At 67.6% G+C, this 13,976-nt stretch carries 22 protein-coding genes; 7 read left to right on the top strand and 15 right to left on the bottom strand.

Going from position 1 to position 13,976, the window contains the following annotated elements; translation table 11 throughout:
* The coding region (locus tag Q1V87_RS08545) for a hypothetical protein (protein ID WP_300591694.1) at positions 1 to 324 on the top strand (324 nt) is incomplete at its 5' end.
* Positions 311 to 865, top strand: a complete 555-nt coding sequence (locus Q1V87_RS08540) for a hypothetical protein (protein ID WP_005050743.1) — start codon at positions 311 to 313, stop codon at positions 863 to 865. The genes Q1V87_RS08545 and Q1V87_RS08540, both read left to right, overlap by 14 nt.
* Here the strand turns inward: Q1V87_RS08540 and Q1V87_RS16280 are convergent.
* Positions 786 to 1,193 carry a hypothetical protein gene (locus Q1V87_RS16280; RefSeq protein WP_005050745.1) on the bottom strand — a complete coding sequence of 136 codons (408 nt, stop codon included), beginning with the start codon at positions 1,191 to 1,193 and terminating at the stop codon, positions 786 to 788. The two genes, Q1V87_RS08540 and Q1V87_RS16280, sit on opposite strands and share 80 nt — an antisense overlap.
* Positions 1,194 to 1,515: 322 nt before the next feature.
* Here Q1V87_RS16280 and Q1V87_RS08535 point away from each other — a divergent pair, with 322 nt between their 5' ends.
* Positions 1,516 to 2,649: an SAM-dependent methyltransferase gene (locus Q1V87_RS08535; protein ID WP_005050747.1), complete on the top strand. Its 1,134-nt coding sequence runs from the start codon at positions 1,516 to 1,518 to the stop codon at positions 2,647 to 2,649.
* Between the two features lie 268 nt (positions 2,650 to 2,917).
* On the opposite strand, the gene Q1V87_RS08530 is transcribed toward Q1V87_RS08535, so the two are convergent.
* The 5 genes from Q1V87_RS08530 to Q1V87_RS08510 form a co-directional block, all read right to left on the bottom strand.
* The gene (locus Q1V87_RS08530; protein WP_005050749.1) at positions 2,918 to 3,343 is read right to left on the bottom strand and encodes a hypothetical protein; all 426 of its coding nucleotides are present in this window, start codon (positions 3,341 to 3,343) and stop codon (positions 2,918 to 2,920) included.
* A gap of 35 nt (positions 3,344 to 3,378) precedes the next feature.
* Complete coding sequence (locus Q1V87_RS08525; RefSeq protein WP_005050751.1) at positions 3,379 to 3,780, bottom strand: hypothetical protein; 402 nt, start codon at positions 3,778 to 3,780, stop codon at positions 3,379 to 3,381.
* A complete protein-coding gene (locus Q1V87_RS08520) occupies positions 3,777 to 4,601 on the bottom strand; it encodes a hypothetical protein (RefSeq protein WP_047801722.1) in 825 nt (274 codons plus the stop codon). The genes Q1V87_RS08525 and Q1V87_RS08520 overlap by 4 nt, the downstream gene beginning before the upstream one ends.
* Positions 4,601 to 6,229, bottom strand: coding sequence for a hypothetical protein (locus tag Q1V87_RS08515; protein ID WP_005050756.1), 1,629 nt, complete (start codon positions 6,227 to 6,229; stop codon positions 4,601 to 4,603). Before Q1V87_RS08515 ends, Q1V87_RS08520 begins: the two co-directional genes overlap by 1 nt.
* A 100-nt stretch (positions 6,230 to 6,329) precedes the next feature.
* Positions 6,330 to 6,566, bottom strand: coding sequence for a hypothetical protein (locus Q1V87_RS08510; protein WP_043340519.1), 237 nt, complete (start codon positions 6,564 to 6,566; stop codon positions 6,330 to 6,332).
* 93 nt (positions 6,567 to 6,659) lie between these two features.
* Here Q1V87_RS08510 and Q1V87_RS08505 point away from each other — a divergent pair, with 93 nt between their 5' ends.
* Positions 6,660 to 7,193 carry a helix-turn-helix domain-containing protein gene (locus Q1V87_RS08505; protein WP_005050761.1) on the top strand — a complete coding sequence of 178 codons (534 nt, stop codon included), beginning with the start codon at positions 6,660 to 6,662 and terminating at the stop codon, positions 7,191 to 7,193.
* A gap of 5 nt (positions 7,194 to 7,198) precedes the next feature.
* Here Q1V87_RS08505 and Q1V87_RS08500 read toward each other — a convergent pair whose 3' ends face one another.
* The 5 genes from Q1V87_RS08500 to Q1V87_RS08480 are packed head-to-tail and all read right to left on the bottom strand — an operon-like array spanning position 7,199 to position 9,854.
* Positions 7,199 to 7,951: an HNH endonuclease family protein gene (locus Q1V87_RS08500; protein WP_005050763.1), complete on the bottom strand. Its 753-nt coding sequence runs from the start codon at positions 7,949 to 7,951 to the stop codon at positions 7,199 to 7,201.
* Positions 7,948 to 8,424, bottom strand: a complete 477-nt coding sequence (locus Q1V87_RS08495) for a hypothetical protein (RefSeq protein WP_005050765.1) — start codon at positions 8,422 to 8,424, stop codon at positions 7,948 to 7,950. The genes Q1V87_RS08500 and Q1V87_RS08495 overlap by 4 nt, the downstream gene beginning before the upstream one ends.
* Positions 8,424 to 8,726: a hypothetical protein gene (locus tag Q1V87_RS08490; RefSeq protein WP_005050767.1), complete on the bottom strand. Its 303-nt coding sequence runs from the start codon at positions 8,724 to 8,726 to the stop codon at positions 8,424 to 8,426. The genes Q1V87_RS08495 and Q1V87_RS08490 overlap by 1 nt, the downstream gene beginning before the upstream one ends.
* Positions 8,719 to 8,970 carry a hypothetical protein gene (locus Q1V87_RS08485; RefSeq protein ID WP_005050769.1) on the bottom strand — a complete coding sequence of 84 codons (252 nt, stop codon included), beginning with the start codon at positions 8,968 to 8,970 and terminating at the stop codon, positions 8,719 to 8,721. The genes Q1V87_RS08490 and Q1V87_RS08485 overlap by 8 nt, the downstream gene beginning before the upstream one ends.
* Positions 8,970 to 9,854 (bottom strand): hypothetical protein, encoded by an 885-nt coding sequence (locus tag Q1V87_RS08480; protein ID WP_005050771.1) that lies wholly within the window; start codon positions 9,852 to 9,854, stop codon positions 8,970 to 8,972. Before Q1V87_RS08480 ends, Q1V87_RS08485 begins: the two co-directional genes overlap by 1 nt.
* A gap of 152 nt (positions 9,855 to 10,006) precedes the next feature.
* Here Q1V87_RS08480 and Q1V87_RS08475 point away from each other — a divergent pair, with 152 nt between their 5' ends.
* A complete protein-coding gene (locus Q1V87_RS08475) occupies positions 10,007 to 10,666 on the top strand; it encodes a type IV toxin-antitoxin system AbiEi family antitoxin domain-containing protein (protein WP_005050774.1) in 660 nt (219 codons plus the stop codon).
* On the top strand, positions 10,659 to 11,717 hold the full coding sequence (locus tag Q1V87_RS08470) for a nucleotidyl transferase AbiEii/AbiGii toxin family protein (protein WP_005050776.1): 1,059 nt from the start codon (positions 10,659 to 10,661) through the stop codon (positions 11,715 to 11,717). Before Q1V87_RS08475 ends, Q1V87_RS08470 begins: the two co-directional genes overlap by 8 nt.
* 5 nt (positions 11,718 to 11,722) lie before the next feature.
* Here Q1V87_RS08470 and Q1V87_RS08465 read toward each other — a convergent pair whose 3' ends face one another.
* A complete protein-coding gene (locus Q1V87_RS08465) occupies positions 11,723 to 11,941 on the bottom strand; it encodes a histone-like nucleoid-structuring protein Lsr2 (RefSeq protein WP_082157160.1) in 219 nt (72 codons plus the stop codon).
* Between Q1V87_RS08465 and Q1V87_RS08460 the strand changes: the two genes are divergently transcribed.
* Positions 11,869 to 12,312 (top strand): SDR family oxidoreductase, encoded by a 444-nt coding sequence (locus tag Q1V87_RS08460; protein ID WP_082157159.1) that lies wholly within the window; start codon positions 11,869 to 11,871, stop codon positions 12,310 to 12,312. The two genes, Q1V87_RS08465 and Q1V87_RS08460, sit on opposite strands and share 73 nt — an antisense overlap.
* Before the next feature lie 85 nt (positions 12,313 to 12,397).
* Here the strand turns inward: Q1V87_RS08460 and Q1V87_RS08455 are convergent, their stop codons facing one another.
* From Q1V87_RS08455 to Q1V87_RS08445, 3 genes are all read right to left on the bottom strand, one after another.
* Positions 12,398 to 12,790 (bottom strand): SDR family oxidoreductase, encoded by a 393-nt coding sequence (locus Q1V87_RS08455; RefSeq protein ID WP_005050794.1) that lies wholly within the window; start codon positions 12,788 to 12,790, stop codon positions 12,398 to 12,400.
* Between the two features lie 51 nt (positions 12,791 to 12,841).
* A complete protein-coding gene (locus Q1V87_RS08450; RefSeq protein ID WP_005050795.1) occupies positions 12,842 to 13,507 on the bottom strand; it encodes an N-carbamoylsarcosine amidohydrolase in 666 nt (221 codons plus the stop codon).
* A partial coding sequence (locus tag Q1V87_RS08445) for a hypothetical protein (RefSeq protein ID WP_300591693.1) occupies positions 13,504 to 13,976 on the bottom strand: 473 nt, incomplete at its 5' end. The genes Q1V87_RS08450 and Q1V87_RS08445, both read right to left, overlap by 4 nt.

The raw sequence follows: 13,976 nt of genomic DNA, 5'->3' as shown, positions 1-13,976 counted from the left end.
CCGGACACCGTAGAGCTGGTCGACCTCTTCTACGTCCGGGTGATACACCGTCGCTCGGCGATGGTATCGGCCTCGTTTGAGCCTTTCTTCCCGCAGCAAGCGAAACGCCTCGTGCAAATGACCTCCCCGTCGATCCAGGTCTTTCAACTTTCCATCCTGCGTGAGGCGGCAGTGGCGGTGACACTCCACTGCTCGGAAGAGCACTATTTCGCGCTATTGATCCGGACCCCGATGGTCGGAAGCTGTTCAGTGCCGCGTCATCGGCGCAATACGCTGGGAGACGGGGCTTCCTCTGCCCCGGGAGGACACCATGCAACCAGATAACCTCACGGTCACGGCTCGGGTGGCGCGCACAGCCGTCCCCGGGCGGCTGGACGATCTCACCGAGTGGGCGCATGGTTTCACCGGCCGGGCCCAGTCGTTCCCCGGCTACCGGGAGTCGAAGGTCCGAGTCTCGGAACGGCACCGGCGCCAGGTTGTCGTCGAGATCACGTTCGCTTCCCCCCATGACCTCATCCGGTGGGAGGACAGTAAGGAGCGGCAGGCGCACCTGCAACAGGCCGTGCCGCTCACGATCGGGCAGGCCCGTCCACTGACTCCGGACGCCCTCACCGGTGCAATCCCGACGGCCGGTCCCGCGCGCCCGCGGTGGTGGACGGCGATTTTAGTGTGGATCGCGCTGGTACCGCCTGCCATGTTCAACGCCTACTTCATCGCTCCGCTCCTGACCGGCCTGCCGCCGTACCTCCAGATCCTATGTACGACGCCACTGACCGTCGCGTGCGTCATCTGGGTGATGTTGCCTCTATTGCACGCGCTCGAGGAGAGCATCCGCCACTGGCTCGCGTGGCGGCGCGGGCGCTGAGCGTCTGCCCCATTAGGCGCTGTCGCGGCGGGCAAAGCCCTCTCCGCTCCCTCTTGTCAATCTTGCCTACCTTGGTGAGGGGCATGTCGTCGACGGCGATCAGCCGCTCGGGGTGCTTATGCTTAGCCACCCCGGCGGACTCCATGGCGGCGCGGATCCGTTCGAGCCCGAGCGGGCCGCCCTCCTTGAGACTCACGTAGACGCATACCCGCTCGCTGAACACGGGGTCGAGCATCGCGACGGCGGCCGCTAGATCGAAGCTGTCATAGCGGTAGACGAGGTCCTCCACCTCTTCGCACGAAATCTTCTCGCTGCCTCGGTTGATCATGTCGAGATGTAGCCATCCTCGGTGAAGGACCGCGCGTTCGTCTCAGGTGCGCGGTAGCATCCGCGCGGGGTGTAGCGGATCGGTTTCCTGCTCGAGCATAGATCGACGGCTCATCAGATGCCTCCAGAGTTCTTTTCGTCGGTTATGTCGGTGTGGTGATCAGCGGCGGCGCTGGCGCTTGCCGCCCCAGAACGCGCGGACTGCCATGGTGATCGCTTCGTCTTTGGTGAGGCGATCACCACGGGCCGCGGCTTCGTCGCGTGCCTGGTTGATGTACTCGAAGACGTCCGGAGGTAGTCGGAAGGTCGCGGGGTGTTTTTCGATGCGCTGGACATTGTACGGGCCGCGCTTCTTGCCGGTGCGGGGCGACGTGTCACACCCCAATCAGGGCGGCTTCGACGTCGTCATCGGCAACCCACCCTACGTCAACCGGCGCGAGCTCAGCTACCGCATCACCGGCTTCGAGACAGACAACGTCGACGACATCTACGCCTCCTGCTGCGAGCGCTCGGCGCAGATCACGCGCCCGGATGGCCGGCTCAGCCTGATCGTTCCCATCCGCAGCCAGTTCGCCGATCGCGACGAGTCACTGCGGAAGTTCTACGAGCGGCGGTTCGATGCGATCTGGGTGAGCACCTTCCAGGAACGCCCGGCTGCCCTGTTCCAGGTGAAGGTGCGCAGCACGATCATCACCGCCGCCGGGTATGGCAGCGTCTCCGAGCTGCACACGACGCTCACCCACAGCTGGATCGAGGCGTTCCGTCCGCATCTGATGGCGACACTGCGGTATTCGCTTCGGCCCGCCGGCTCGCGGACCCCGAACTGGATGCGCGCCAGCAGCGACGCGATGTTCGAGCTGATCGACACGCTGCTTGCGAAGGGCACGATCTCCTCGACGCCGCTTGTCCGTGTGAGCGACTACTCCGTCGGTTTCAAGAAGACCGCCACGTACTTCCTGAGCACGTACACGGTGCCGCCGGTCACCTACGACAAGACCACGCACGCCACGGTGCCCCTCAACGAGGGGAAGCTGTTCGTTCAGAACCGGAAGGACCAGCTCGCGGCCAGCGCGATCGCGGCGTCGCGGCTGGCGTTCCTGTGGTGGACGTTCACGGGCGACTGCTTCAACGTCACCAAGGGCACGATGTCGCAGATCCCATTCTCCCCGCACGCTTACGGGCAGGACACGTTCGATGCTCTGGTGGAGCTCGGCGAGAGGATCGAGGAGGCGCTGCCGGCCGTGCGCTCCTGGGATCTCAACTCCGGGAAGTACGTGGGCGGGTACGCGATCCCCGAACTGCGTCATCTCACCGGTCAGGCCGACGAGATCATGCTGGAGGCGATCGGCCGCATCGATCTGCTGCCGGAGATCCAGTACGCCCACGCCCGGATGTACAAGAGCACCGGGATTTCCGCGACGACACTGCGAAAGTTGCCGTTCGAGGTCGAGGTGTGACGCGCGACATCCGCACGGGTCCTTTGCCCTCGAGCGACTGCGATCGTTCGTCCGGGTCAGGATCCTCTGAGTGATGGATATGACAGGTAGGCGCTACCGGATGAGTTGACCCATCTCCCAGTCGCCGAGAGGGATCGTCCGACAAGTTCTGTCAGCGGTCCAAGCGGGACGGTGGCGGTCAGGTTGATCATCGCCGCACAGCATAGAACGCGTTCTCGAACTCGATGGGCGGGACGACACACCGACAGCGGTGGGGTGCCTACCCTTCTCAGGCGGAGTCACGGAGCGAGGTGACAAGCTCCGCGGGGAGGGCAAAGACCTTCTCGAGCAACGGGAGAAGGTCCCGGACTGCCTCGAGGTGCTGCTCTTCGGTCAGATCGTCGATCGCCGGAGGCTCGTCGCCAGTCCAGCCGATCGCTTCCGCCACGATCGTCAGGGACCAGGAGTCCCACCTGAGCCGCCCCTCGGATCGCAGCTGCTCCCGGAACTGACCGAGCACGCCCACGGGCTGAAACGCATTGCGATCGCGCGCGAGCTCGTCGCGAACGTACAACATCGCCGTTTCGAAACCGAGCAGGAACGTGTGCACTCGCTCGAACGTGACGGGCTGCCCGATATACATTCCGGATCGCTTCACGAATGCCTCGGCGATCGAGTAGACCGGCAACTCGGCCGGCCCGTTAGTTTCACTCATCTCGACTTCCCTGCCAGCAGCTCAGGAGACGGTCATTACCCGCGGCGCCGTTTGCGGCCCCAGTAGGCGCGAAGCGCAACGGTGACGATCTCGTCCTTGGTGAGGCGGTCGCCGCGGCTGGCTGCATCCTGCTTGGCCCAGTCCATCAGTTCAAGCGCGTCGTCGGGGAGACGGATCGAGACGGGCTTCTTCTGGACGTAGACGACGTTGTAGGGCCCCCGCTTCTTCTTCGCCGGCGGTGGCGTCTCCGCCTCGGCCGACTCAGGAGGCGTCGCGCTCGCCGCTGCCGGCTTCTGGCTTGCGCGAGGTGCGCGTGCGGGTGCTTCGGACGTCGCTGCCTGGTCGACGTCGCTGGTGACTTCCTCAGCGGGGGGCGCGGCCTTGCGTGCGCGGGGCTTCGCTGCAGCTGTGGGCTTCTTCGGGGCGGCCATGGTCACTGACCACCTCCTCGGTTTCCACGGCGGCGAGCGCGGCGCTCCTCGATGCGCCGCTTCTCTTCCATGCTGATGAGCTCCGCCGGCGACAGCGAGCGGGGGCGGCGAGTGCGGCCGCGCTCGGCCTGCCTCTGGTACTCGGTCGTCTTGGCCGTGCTGACGACGTTGAGGGTGACGCCGGTGATGGTGTCGCGGCTGGTGTCGAGGTTCACGTATCGGTTCTTCGACTCTTCGCGGAACCAGCCGAGGGCGTCGCCGCCGTTCTCGTGGATGCGCTTGAGCATCGTCGAGGCGTTGTACGAGTTGACCTCCATCACGCGGCCGTTGGAGAAGGTCAGGTGGGCGGTGATCTGCTTCTGCTTGTCGTGGGACTGGCCCTTGGCGGCGTTGCGGACCTGCTTGATCAGTTCGGCGTTCGCCTGCTCGCGGCCCTTCGCGGTGCGGCCCTTGGGGATGCGCATCTCGATGTACCGGTCGCCCCCGGTGGCGTATGCCACGTCGACGCGCAGCCGACCACCCTGGCGACCCTCAACGTAGGTGCCGCTGAGGTCTTCGGGGATGACGGGCTTGGCGCCGGCCTTGCCTCGCACGGGGGCGATCGAGCCGTCCTTGCGCCGGCGCCGCGGCGGGACGTGGGTGAGGCGTCCGGTGTCAGCGAGCTCCTGGAGCGCCTGGCGGTAGAGGGCGCCGCTGGTTTCGCCGTTGAGGATCTTGCGGACCATTCGAGGCGAGCGGTGCAGCTCCTCGGCGATCTCGGCCGTGCTGATGCCCTTGCGCCGCAGATCGCGGATGAGGTCTTGGGCGGTGCGCTGCTGGTCAGCCATCAGCCCTTCTCCTCTGCCTGCTCGAGCGCCTTGGCGATGCCGGCCCGCTCGGCACGTGCTTTCAGCGCGTCACGCTGCCGCAGCGTCTCCGGCGTGATGAAGGATCCGTTGAGGTAGCCCTGCAGGCGCAGGCGCCCGGTCTTGCCGTCGTCGCCGCCGCCGATGAACCGGTCCGGCAGGGACCACGCCGGCAGCTTGGTCGTGTAGATCGCATCACCCTGGATGCCGATGAGCGTCGAGGGGTCGACCGTGAGAGCACCGGAGGTGTAGCCGCCGAGGGAGCTGGGGCCGTGGAGGACGCGAGCGCGTGCGCGACCCCAGACCTGGGCGGCGAGCTCCGGGTGGTAGAAGCTTCGGGTGCGGTCGTTCGGGCGCGACGGGATGCGATAGATCCAGAGGTTGCCCTGTCGCAGCATCTTGGCCCTGTACTCGGGCGGGACGTCATCGGGCGACGCGGCGACGCGGGTCTCGTCGCGGCCCGCGGCGGCGAATGCACCGATCGAGTGCAGCATGATGTTCCGCAGCGCGGCGAGCACAGCGCGGCGCAGGTCCGGGTGCATCTCGTCCTGCAGCTGGACTCGCTCGCGGGCGCGCGTCATGCGCTCGGTGAAGGTGTCTAGAGGCTTGGCCTTGCGGAACACCACGGCCTCGTGAGGGCGGATCTCCCACCCGTGCTTGAGGGCGACGTGGATCTCGCTGCCGTCGGCCCAGGTGTCGTGCACCGCTCCGGGCCGGTTCGGATAGAACCAGCCTTCGCGAACGTCCAGGTGCTTCACACCGAGCAGGCCAACGTGGTTCCAGCCCTGAGGGACGCGGAACCGCACGTGGAAGCGGGCGCGCGCGTAGGGGTCTTGCTCGAGCAGCTCGTACGCGGCGGCCTGGTTCAGCCGGATCGCGGGGCCGATACCGAGCTCGCGCCCGACGCCGGCGAACATGAACCGGCCGTCGACGTAGGCGAACTCGCTGATCTTCTTCGTCTTGGCCGGGTCGATCAGCGGGACGCAGTCCTCGTGCTTGGCGAACGACTCCCCCGCGACCAGGTGGTCGTAGTGGTGCAGGCCCGAGGTGAAGTGGATCTCCTGGGCGATGTCGTCTTCGACCGGCACGGGGTTGATGTTCTTCGGCAGCGACAGCGCCCACAGGTTCGTTCCGGTGGCGGCAGGGCTGTTGAACAGGCGCGCGTTCTCGTCGGCGTGGCGAATGATCGACGCGGTGACGTTCCAGGCCAGACGAGCCTGGGCAGGGGTCAGCGGCCCGTCGCCGAACCACTCCTCCGCGGTGCGGACTTCGATCTTGAAGCCGGTGACCGCGTGCTCGAACCGACCGGTGGGCGGGCCGTTGTTGACCCAGTGGGCTCCGGGCTTCCAGTTCGGGGTCTGGACGTACAGCCAGTGCCGCACGCCAGGCGCAGGCTCGGGGCGCTTCCCGGTCAGCATGATGCGGTTAGCGCCGTACGAGGCAGCCGTGTCGAGCAGGTCCGTCAGGTTGGGGTTCTTGCGGCGCTCGCCGATGACGGGGCGAACGGGCGTGCCGGCGTCGGTGACGCCTTGCCCGGTGGTCTGGTCGACCCAGATCGTGGGCACGTCCTTCGGCGTCCACGGCTTGGGTCGGTAGTTCAGCTCGTCCATCTCACCCCCTCATTCGTCAGGTTATATTAGTCAAGAGTGCTTGAAAATTGCAATCAGATTTCGCAGTCGACGGGCGCTCCATGAAGGTCTGGCGGGGTCGCTAGGACGCGAGGCGGCCGCCGTAAGAGCGCCCGCGTCCGTGGTAGGACTTCTGCGCCTTCCGCAGCCCTTCCTCGGTCATCCCCAGCAGGAGGGCGATCTCTCGCTGGGTCAGCTCGGCCGCGCGCGCCTCGTCGACGACTTTGCCGCGGCGTTCGCGCAGCTCGTCCGCTTGCGCGAGCTGCTGGCCGATGCGACGGAGCTCCTCACGGATGGCGTCCGCGTCCTTGTTAGCCATGCGCCCCAGCATCCCCAACCAAGTTGGGTCTGGTTGCCGCGGCGCGCCGTAACCGCGAAAGTGGTTATATTCATCCAGCTGAGAGGAGCGCTGATGACCGGACGGCACCTCACCACGGCGGACGTCGCCGAGAAGCTCGGCGTGTCCGTCGTCGCGGTCTACAAGATGCGCTCCATCAGCAACAAGCTGCGCAGAGCCGGCCAGGAGGGTCCTCTGCTCCCCGAGCCGGTTGCCATAGAAGGCAACTCCCCGCTCTACGACGAGGCCGCGATCGACGCATTCGCGCAGGAGCGCGCGCGCAGGGCGCCCTCGCAGCGCGGCCGCCGGCCGCGACTGATGCCGGGACTGGCGCGCGATGCGGCTTTCGCGGAGCGGTTGCGGGCGGCGATCGCGGACGGGGCGGGGGCGCCCGAGGTTCCCACGCAGGCGGCTCTGATCGACCTGCTCGGCTTGAACGTCGTCACGTTCGGTGAGCGGATGCGAGGGCGCACCCGCTGGACCGACGCCGAGCTCGAGGTGATCAGGCGCACCCTCGGTGTCGACACGACGGATGCGAACGAGGTCGTAGACCGCGCTCGCGCGGCCAAGCGTCAGGCGCGCGCGGCGAGATCCCACGCGGGTTCGTAGCGGCTTCACGACATGCTCCCGCTCTCGTCGCTGGCTTGCTGGGCAGCGCAGGTTGAGAGCGTGTCCACGAGCGCACCGCGGTCGGCTTCGTCGACCGCGAGGTGCCAGGTGTCGACGATCTCCGTGTAGCGGGCGACGTAGGTGCACACGTAGTCGGCGTTCGATGGCAGCCACAGGGCTGGCCCGTGGTCGTTCTTGGCCGCATTCGTGTTGCCATCGACGGCGACGATGTTGTCGAACGAGTTGGCGAACTGAATGCGCTGCTGCTCGGTCCACGCCCACGCGCCCCCGGCGTGCGCCGCCGAAAGGCTGACGATGTGGTCGATCTGGACGCCGGAGCTTCCCGGGGCTCCAGGGGCGGCGATCCGGTCGTGCTCGAACTCAATGCGTGTGCCCGTGTACGGATCGGGGTCGAGCACGCCGGAGAGCACCGTGCAACCGTCACGGACGACGTCCTGCAGCTGGACGGCGAGGAGATCGTCTCGCTGATCGCAGCCGTTTCCCTCGATGTCGATCCAGCGCTCGCCGAACGTGGCGCGGCGATACTCGGGAATCTCCTCGGTGGGATCGATCAGCGGCAGCTCCTGCGCGACTGCGGCGAGCGCGGTGTAGTCGTAGGTCGGGTCCGGGGCGGGTGCCTGCGGGCGCGTCCATGTGTCGATCCAGGAGGTGATGCCCAGCTGGTGGGCGCCGAAGCCGAGCGCGAGAGCTGCGACCGCGGCGAGGGCTGTGCTGGCGCGGCGGGTGCGTCGGTTCATCTGCGCTCCTTTGCCTGTGCGGTGTCGGCTTGGTCGAGCAGCAGTATGGTTCGGGCGATCTGGGTGCGTGCCTCGTCGATGACCTCGAGGGTTTCGTCGTCGGCGTCGAGCTCTGAGAGTGCGTGGCTCTGGCGGCGGAGCTGGTCGCCGAGGTGGAACATGCCGGCACTGAGGAGGACCTCGGCGAGCGCGGCCGCGCGGGCGCCTTGGTGGTCGGCGCTGACGGCGAGGTCGTCGATGATCTCGATGAGGGTTGCGCGGGATCCCATCGTTGGGTCTTCTCCTGGAGTGAGCTCGCGGAGCGCTTCACGGTTGAGCAGCGTCTGGAAGAGCCTGTGCATCCGTTGGGTGAGGGGGCGGCCGTCGCGGCGGGTGCAGTTGAGCGCGAACTCGCGGAAGCTCCATCGGACGGTGACGGGTGTGCCGGTCTGGATGGTCATGGCTTCCTGGAGGCGCACGGCGATGTCGGTCATCAGTGCTCCTCGGTTCGGCCCAGGTGGGGGATCTGCTTGAGGTGGGCGCCGCGGCCGTTGCCGAGCTGGGGGGAGATCGCGCAGCTGGGCAGGTGCAGTCTCGCGTTCGGCCCGTGGCCTGCTGCCGCGTGGGGTGTGGGCTGCCGCGTTGGCCGGGTGTGCCGGGCGCCTCGCTGAGTCAGCGGGAGGGGGTTGAAGCGCAGCGACAGGGCCCAGCGATGGCCGCCGAGCGCGCGGACGACCCGCAGCCACTCTCCCTCTTTGGTGGAGTCGATGGTGAAGGTGTTCGGCTGGTCAGACATCTGCGGCTTCTTTCGGTGCGAAGGGGCTGTTCTTGGCGTCGCGGAGCATCTGCCGGGTGATCGGCTCGGTCTCCTCGAGCGAGGCGAGCGAGAAGTAGTGGCGGCGGGCGCGGGCCGCTTCGGTGCAGGTGAGCAGCTGGCGGTTGCCGTGGTTCGGGCATCCTCCCTTGCTGCGGCATCCGGCCAGGTAGCCGGCGGTGGTGCCGTGCAGGGCGGCTTCGAGGATGTCGAGCGTCTTGCTCATCAGGCGGCCTGCCGGAGTCCGAGGTCGTCACGGTCGCGGTCGATGGTGCGGACGTCGACGCCGAGCAGGTCGCTGAGCTGGGTGAGGCTGAGTCCGCGTTCGGTCCCGCGTCGGGTGGCTTCGAGGCGCTCGTCTCGGGTGAGGCGGACGTTCTGGCCGGCGAGAGCGAGCTCGATCGCGATCTCGTCGAGCAGGGGTTCCTGCCCGGCTGTGGGCGGTGCCGGGTCGGTGTCGATGTCGTCCCAGGCCAGCGGCGGCAGCCAGCCGTGCCGGCGTGCGACCGTGAGTGCGTAGGAGCGGCCGACCCGCTGCGCTCGGGTGTGGGTGGGGGGCTGCTGGTCCCAGAGCTCGTCGTAGAGCGCGGCGATGTCGTCGTGGACACGGATGTCCACGTAGGCGCCTTCGAGTGCCTTGTTGACCTTCCAGCGCGGGTAGCCGAGTCGGCGTGCGATCTCGTGGTGGTTCCATCCGATCGCGGCCAGAGCCTGGAGGCGCCGGCGGGTGCCGCGGCCGTTGACTCGGCCCTGCGCGGCGAGAGTGCTGCTGTCGGGGGTGACTGCGAGGAGTTTGCGGGCGGTGGCGCCGGTGACGAACCGTGCCGTCTCGCTGTTGAGCAGGCGACGGACCGTGGCGCCGCCGACGCCGGCGCTGATGGCGATCCGTTCGGGGATCATCCCGGTGTCGACCAGTGCCTGCAGGTGCTGCCGGATCGGCTCGATGGGTTGGTGCGCGTCCTGGTATCGCCCGTAGGCCAGGAGACGGTAGCGGTCGCGGCGGCGGCGCGCGTTGCCGTCCATGCAGGCGCGGCACCCGCAGAGGTGGACGACGTAGCAGGTGGAGGTCAGCCCGTGCTTGTGGTCCGGCGGGCAGGTGTGGGTCCGCATCTTCTCCTCCTCACAGATGGTTATATTCCCGAATATAACCCGTTCCCGAGGGTTTGGAACCCCCTCACTGCTAAGGGGTGGCCCCAGAGGCTCGAAGTCGACAATCTGAACGAGCTACAACGTTTGTTGCGGTTTCTCGCTACACTGTGCGCATGGCAGGATCAACTTTCGCTCGTCTGGGCGAGCTCGCGTCACAGCGTTGGGGCCTGGTGACCACCGCCCAGGCGCTCGAGGCTGGCGTGGCGCGCCCGACCCTGACGCGCCTCGCCAACAGCGGCGCGCTCATCCGCGTCGCGCGCGGCGTCTACCGCCTCGCCGGCGCGCCAGAGCACGAGCAGGAGGCGATCCTCGCGACCTGGCTCGCCCTCGGCGGCGCCGACCGTCCCCGCACAGACACCGGCGTCCCGCCCGTCGTCGCCGCAGGCCAGACGGCCGCGCAGCTGCATGGCATCGGCGACTGGTTCCCCGGGCCACTCGAGTTCGTCGTTCCCACCCGCCGCGGTACCCGCCTGGACGGGGTGCGGCTCCGCACCCGCGAGCTCGCGCCCACCGAGGTGGTCTCCGTCGACGGGATGCCGACCATGAGCGTCGAGCGCACGATCGCCGACCTGATCGAGCAGTGGGTCGACCGCTCCCTCGTCGCCGATGCGCTCGCCGACGCCGCGGACGCGGGAAAGCTGCTCTCCCCCGCCCGCCTGACCGAGTATCTGGAGCCGCTGGCCAAGCCCAACAAGTACCCCTCGGGTGCCGCGCTCGCGGCTGATCTGCTCGCTCTTGCGGGCGTCGACGCGGTGGTGCCGGCCGATGCCTGAGCCCGACGGCTACAAAGACTGGACGGGGCTTGCGCAGGCGATCAAGGCGGCCGCGACGAAGGCAGCCGGTGACGGCGCGAGCGCGCTGGATGTGAATGCGCAGATCGTGCAGGCACAGCACGATCGTTTCCTCAGCCGGGTCTTTGCGGAGGGGGAAGAGTCCGAGTGGCTGCTCAAGGGCGGCACGGCGATGCTCGCCCGGGTGCCGAAGTCACGGTCGACGAAAGACCTGGATCTGGCCTCGACCGGCGCCGCCGATCTGGATGCCGCGCAGCAGGCGCTCGAGCAGGCAGCCGCGCGTGATCTCGGCGACCATGTGCGGTTCCAGCTCACCCGTGCCCGTGCGACCGGGCGAGGAGAGAACCAGCCGGGTGTCGCGACCCGGCGCCTGGTGTTCACATGTCTGGACGCGAACACCGGCCGGAGGATCTCCGACATCCCCATCGACGTGGTCGTCGGCCCTCCCCCGGTCGGCCGCGTCGAGACGATCGAGCCGTCGACGCGGCTGCAGCTGGGGCGGCCGGTCCCGTCGCACCCCTACCGGCTGTTCCCGATCTCCGATCAGGTCGCGGAGAAGGTCACTGCGACGATGAGCACCTACAACGGCCGCCCCAGCAGCCGCGCGAAAGACCTGGTGGACATCGTCACCATTGCACGCACGCAGCGCGTCGACCTGCGCGAGCTGCAGATGGCCATCGACGCGAAGCGTGCACTGTCAAAGCTCGACTCGTTCACTACGTTCACGGTCCCGGACGGTTGGGACGGTCCCTACCGGGTGCTCGCGGCCGGCACGCCCTCAGCCGGCGGGATCACCGATCTGGGTGAGGCCGTGGCTCTCGCGCGTCAGCTGATCGATCCCGCGCTCGCCGACGCGCCCGTGCAACCGGGGACGGTCTGGGTCCCTGGCTCAGGCTGGACACAGAACCCTCCGCCGCCGGAGCCGGGCGGCAGCGGATCCCCTTCGGGGGAGGTCCACGTGCGCGCGCACGTGCGCTCCGGTTATCCCGTCACGGAGCACTGGCGCGCAGCGCGCGGCTCAGCCCAGGAGTGACCGCGTCAGTGCGCCGCGTCGTACGCCTCGAGGATGGACGCGGGAACCCTGCCGCGATCGCTGACCTGGTGTCCGTTCTGACTGGCCCATTCACGCACCGTGTTGAGATCGGCCCGTCCGCCCCGCGACGTCCTCGCCGGACGCCGGGTGGCTGCGCCGATGCGGCGCGCGCTCTTGGCCCAGGCCTCGAACTCGAGATCGATCTCGAGTTGCTTTCCGTCGATCGCGAAGGTCGCGGGATCGAGCCGCTCGCCAGGTCGCGCACACCACCGCGAAGGGCGGCGTCATCGCGATGACGAAGTCGCTCGCTGCGGAGGGCGCCCGCTACGGCGTCCGCGCGAACTCGATCTCGCCTGGCTTCGTCAGCACCCCGGCGACGGACAAGGCGGTGGATGCGGAGGGCAAGGCCTGGCAGGTCGGCAACGCGCTCATTCAACGCCCCGGCACGGGCGAGGACATCGCGTACATGCCGCTCTACCTGGCCTCCGACGAGTCCTCTTGGGTGACCGGACAGAACTACAGCGTCGACGGCGGCGCGACCGCCGGGTGGCGGAACGACAGCGAGACGGACCGACTGGCCGCGAAGAACGGCTGACACGCGGGTCGCGGCGCGACCGGTGACGGACGTGAGGCACGGTGCCAGCTGACACCGTGCCTCCCGTCCGTCGTGGCCACCTCGTCTAAATCGCGAGGTACCCGCCGTCGACGGCGAACTGCGCGCCGGTCGCGAAGGCGGCCGCGTCGGAACCGAGCCACGCGACCATCTCGGCGATGTCGTGCGGCGTGCCGAGTCGGCCGATCGGGTGCTTCGTCAGCAGCGCGTCCTTGAAGCCGGGGTAGGTCTCCTCCAGCGCGTCTATCATTGGCGTCTGGATCACCCCGGGCAGCACTGCGTTCACGCGGATGCCTTTGTCGGAGTACTCCACCGCGGCGGCTCGGGTGAGGCCGATGACGCCGTGCTTCGACGTGACGTAGGCGGACTGGTGGGCGATGGCGACCTGCCCGAGGGACGAGGCGGTGTTGATGATGGATCCGCCGCCCTGCGCCAGCATCTGCGGGATCTCGGCCTGCACGCCGGTTCAATATTCCGCACAGAGGAAGTTGGCCCCACGGCGTTACTGCAGTCAATCGTTCTGTTGCGCAAGCCCCCGCAGGTAAGCACGTGCGTCGTCGAGGCTGACGACATCGCCGTACTTCGCGTCGATGTCAAAGAGGCTGGCCAGGTGCGGAAGGGCTGCCCGGTCGCCGACTGCCTCTTCGACGACGATGGTGTGGAAGCCGTAGGAGCAGGCGTCAACCGCCGAGGCGCGCACGCACCCACTGGTGGTGCAGCCGACGATGATGATGGTGTCGACACCCCGTGAGATCAAGCGTGCGGCGAGATCAGTTCCGAAGAAGCAGGATGCGTACTTCTTCACCAGGGTCATCTCGTGGGGCAGCTGGCCCAGCCTGCTGTCGACCTCCACCCATTCGCTGCCCTCCACCAACAGGTGGTTGGACGGGATCTTCTTGATCCAGAGCCCCGCCTCCTGCAATTCGGTGTCGTACGCGACCGTCGAGAAGAAGATGGGGATCTCGAGTTCACGGGCGGGGACGAGTAAGGCATTGGTGGCGGCCAGCTGTGACTCCAGTTCGCCTGACAGGGGCGAACGGCTGTCCGTGAATCCGGTGATCAAGTCGACGATCAGCAGCGCCGGCTTCTCGCCGTAGCCGATCCGGCCGCCCAATCCCTTGGCCTTGAACTCGTCGCGCAGCCGTGCGTACTCATCGATCAGCTCCGTATTCGTCACGAATCGGCTCTCCTGTTCCCCGTCGACTGATAGTGCGCCGCGATGGCATCGCTCGTCGTCACCCAGACACCATCGTGAGACGTGATGTGCTCGAGGGCCCGATCAAGGTAGCGGTGGCGGAACGGCTGGCCGACGATGAACGGGTGCAACGGCAGCGACATGACGCGACCCGAGTGCTCGGAGTCTGAATAGAGCTGATCGAACTGGTCGATCACCGCTTCCAGGAACTGCGGGCCGGTATAGCTCTTACTCACGAACATCGTCACATCGTTGAGTTCTATCGTGTAGGGAACGCTGAACATCCCGTCGACGTTCAGCGGATACGGCTGATCGTCGTTCGTCCAGTCCAGGACGTAGTCATACCCCAGCTCCCGAAGGATCCGCGGCGTCTCGAACGTCTCTGTGAGCGCCGGGCCAAGCCAGCCCCGCGGCCGTACTCCGGTGGCGGAGGCGATTGTATCCGTCACGT

This window comes from Microbacterium sp., from assembly GCF_030149085.1.
In the GTDB taxonomy this organism is placed as follows: domain Bacteria; phylum Actinomycetota; class Actinomycetes; order Actinomycetales; family Microbacteriaceae; genus Microbacterium.
The sequence above is the reverse complement of the archived record's forward strand: the minus strand, read 5'-3'. Positions and strand labels throughout refer to the sequence as shown.

Coding starts and splice junctions, on each gene's coding strand:
- Q1V87_RS08540 (WP_005050743.1), top strand. CDS start 311: ATGCAACCAGATAACCTCACGGTCACGGCTCGGGTGGCGCGCACAGCC.
- Q1V87_RS16280 (WP_005050745.1), bottom strand. CDS start 1,193: ATGATCAACCGAGGCAGCGAGAAGATTTCGTGCGAAGAGGTGGAGGAC.
- Q1V87_RS08535 (WP_005050747.1), top strand. CDS start 1,516: ATGCGCTGGACATTGTACGGGCCGCGCTTCTTGCCGGTGCGGGGCGAC.
- Q1V87_RS08530 (WP_005050749.1), bottom strand. CDS start 3,343: ATGAGTGAAACTAACGGGCCGGCCGAGTTGCCGGTCTACTCGATCGCC.
- Q1V87_RS08520 (WP_047801722.1), bottom strand. CDS start 4,601: ATGGCTGACCAGCAGCGCACCGCCCAAGACCTCATCCGCGATCTGCGG.
- Q1V87_RS08515 (WP_005050756.1), bottom strand. CDS start 6,229: ATGGACGAGCTGAACTACCGACCCAAGCCGTGGACGCCGAAGGACGTG.
- Q1V87_RS08510 (WP_043340519.1), bottom strand. CDS start 6,566: ATGGCTAACAAGGACGCGGACGCCATCCGTGAGGAGCTCCGTCGCATC.
- Q1V87_RS08505 (WP_005050761.1), top strand. CDS start 6,660: ATGACCGGACGGCACCTCACCACGGCGGACGTCGCCGAGAAGCTCGGC.
- Q1V87_RS08500 (WP_005050763.1), bottom strand. CDS start 7,951: ATGAACCGACGCACCCGCCGCGCCAGCACAGCCCTCGCCGCGGTCGCA.
- Q1V87_RS08495 (WP_005050765.1), bottom strand. CDS start 8,424: ATGACCGACATCGCCGTGCGCCTCCAGGAAGCCATGACCATCCAGACC.
- Q1V87_RS08490 (WP_005050767.1), bottom strand. CDS start 8,726: ATGTCTGACCAGCCGAACACCTTCACCATCGACTCCACCAAAGAGGGA.
- Q1V87_RS08485 (WP_005050769.1), bottom strand. CDS start 8,970: ATGAGCAAGACGCTCGACATCCTCGAAGCCGCCCTGCACGGCACCACC.
- Q1V87_RS08480 (WP_005050771.1), bottom strand. CDS start 9,854: ATGCGGACCCACACCTGCCCGCCGGACCACAAGCACGGGCTGACCTCC.
- Q1V87_RS08475 (WP_005050774.1), top strand. CDS start 10,007: ATGGCAGGATCAACTTTCGCTCGTCTGGGCGAGCTCGCGTCACAGCGT.
- Q1V87_RS08470 (WP_005050776.1), top strand. CDS start 10,659: ATGCCTGAGCCCGACGGCTACAAAGACTGGACGGGGCTTGCGCAGGCG.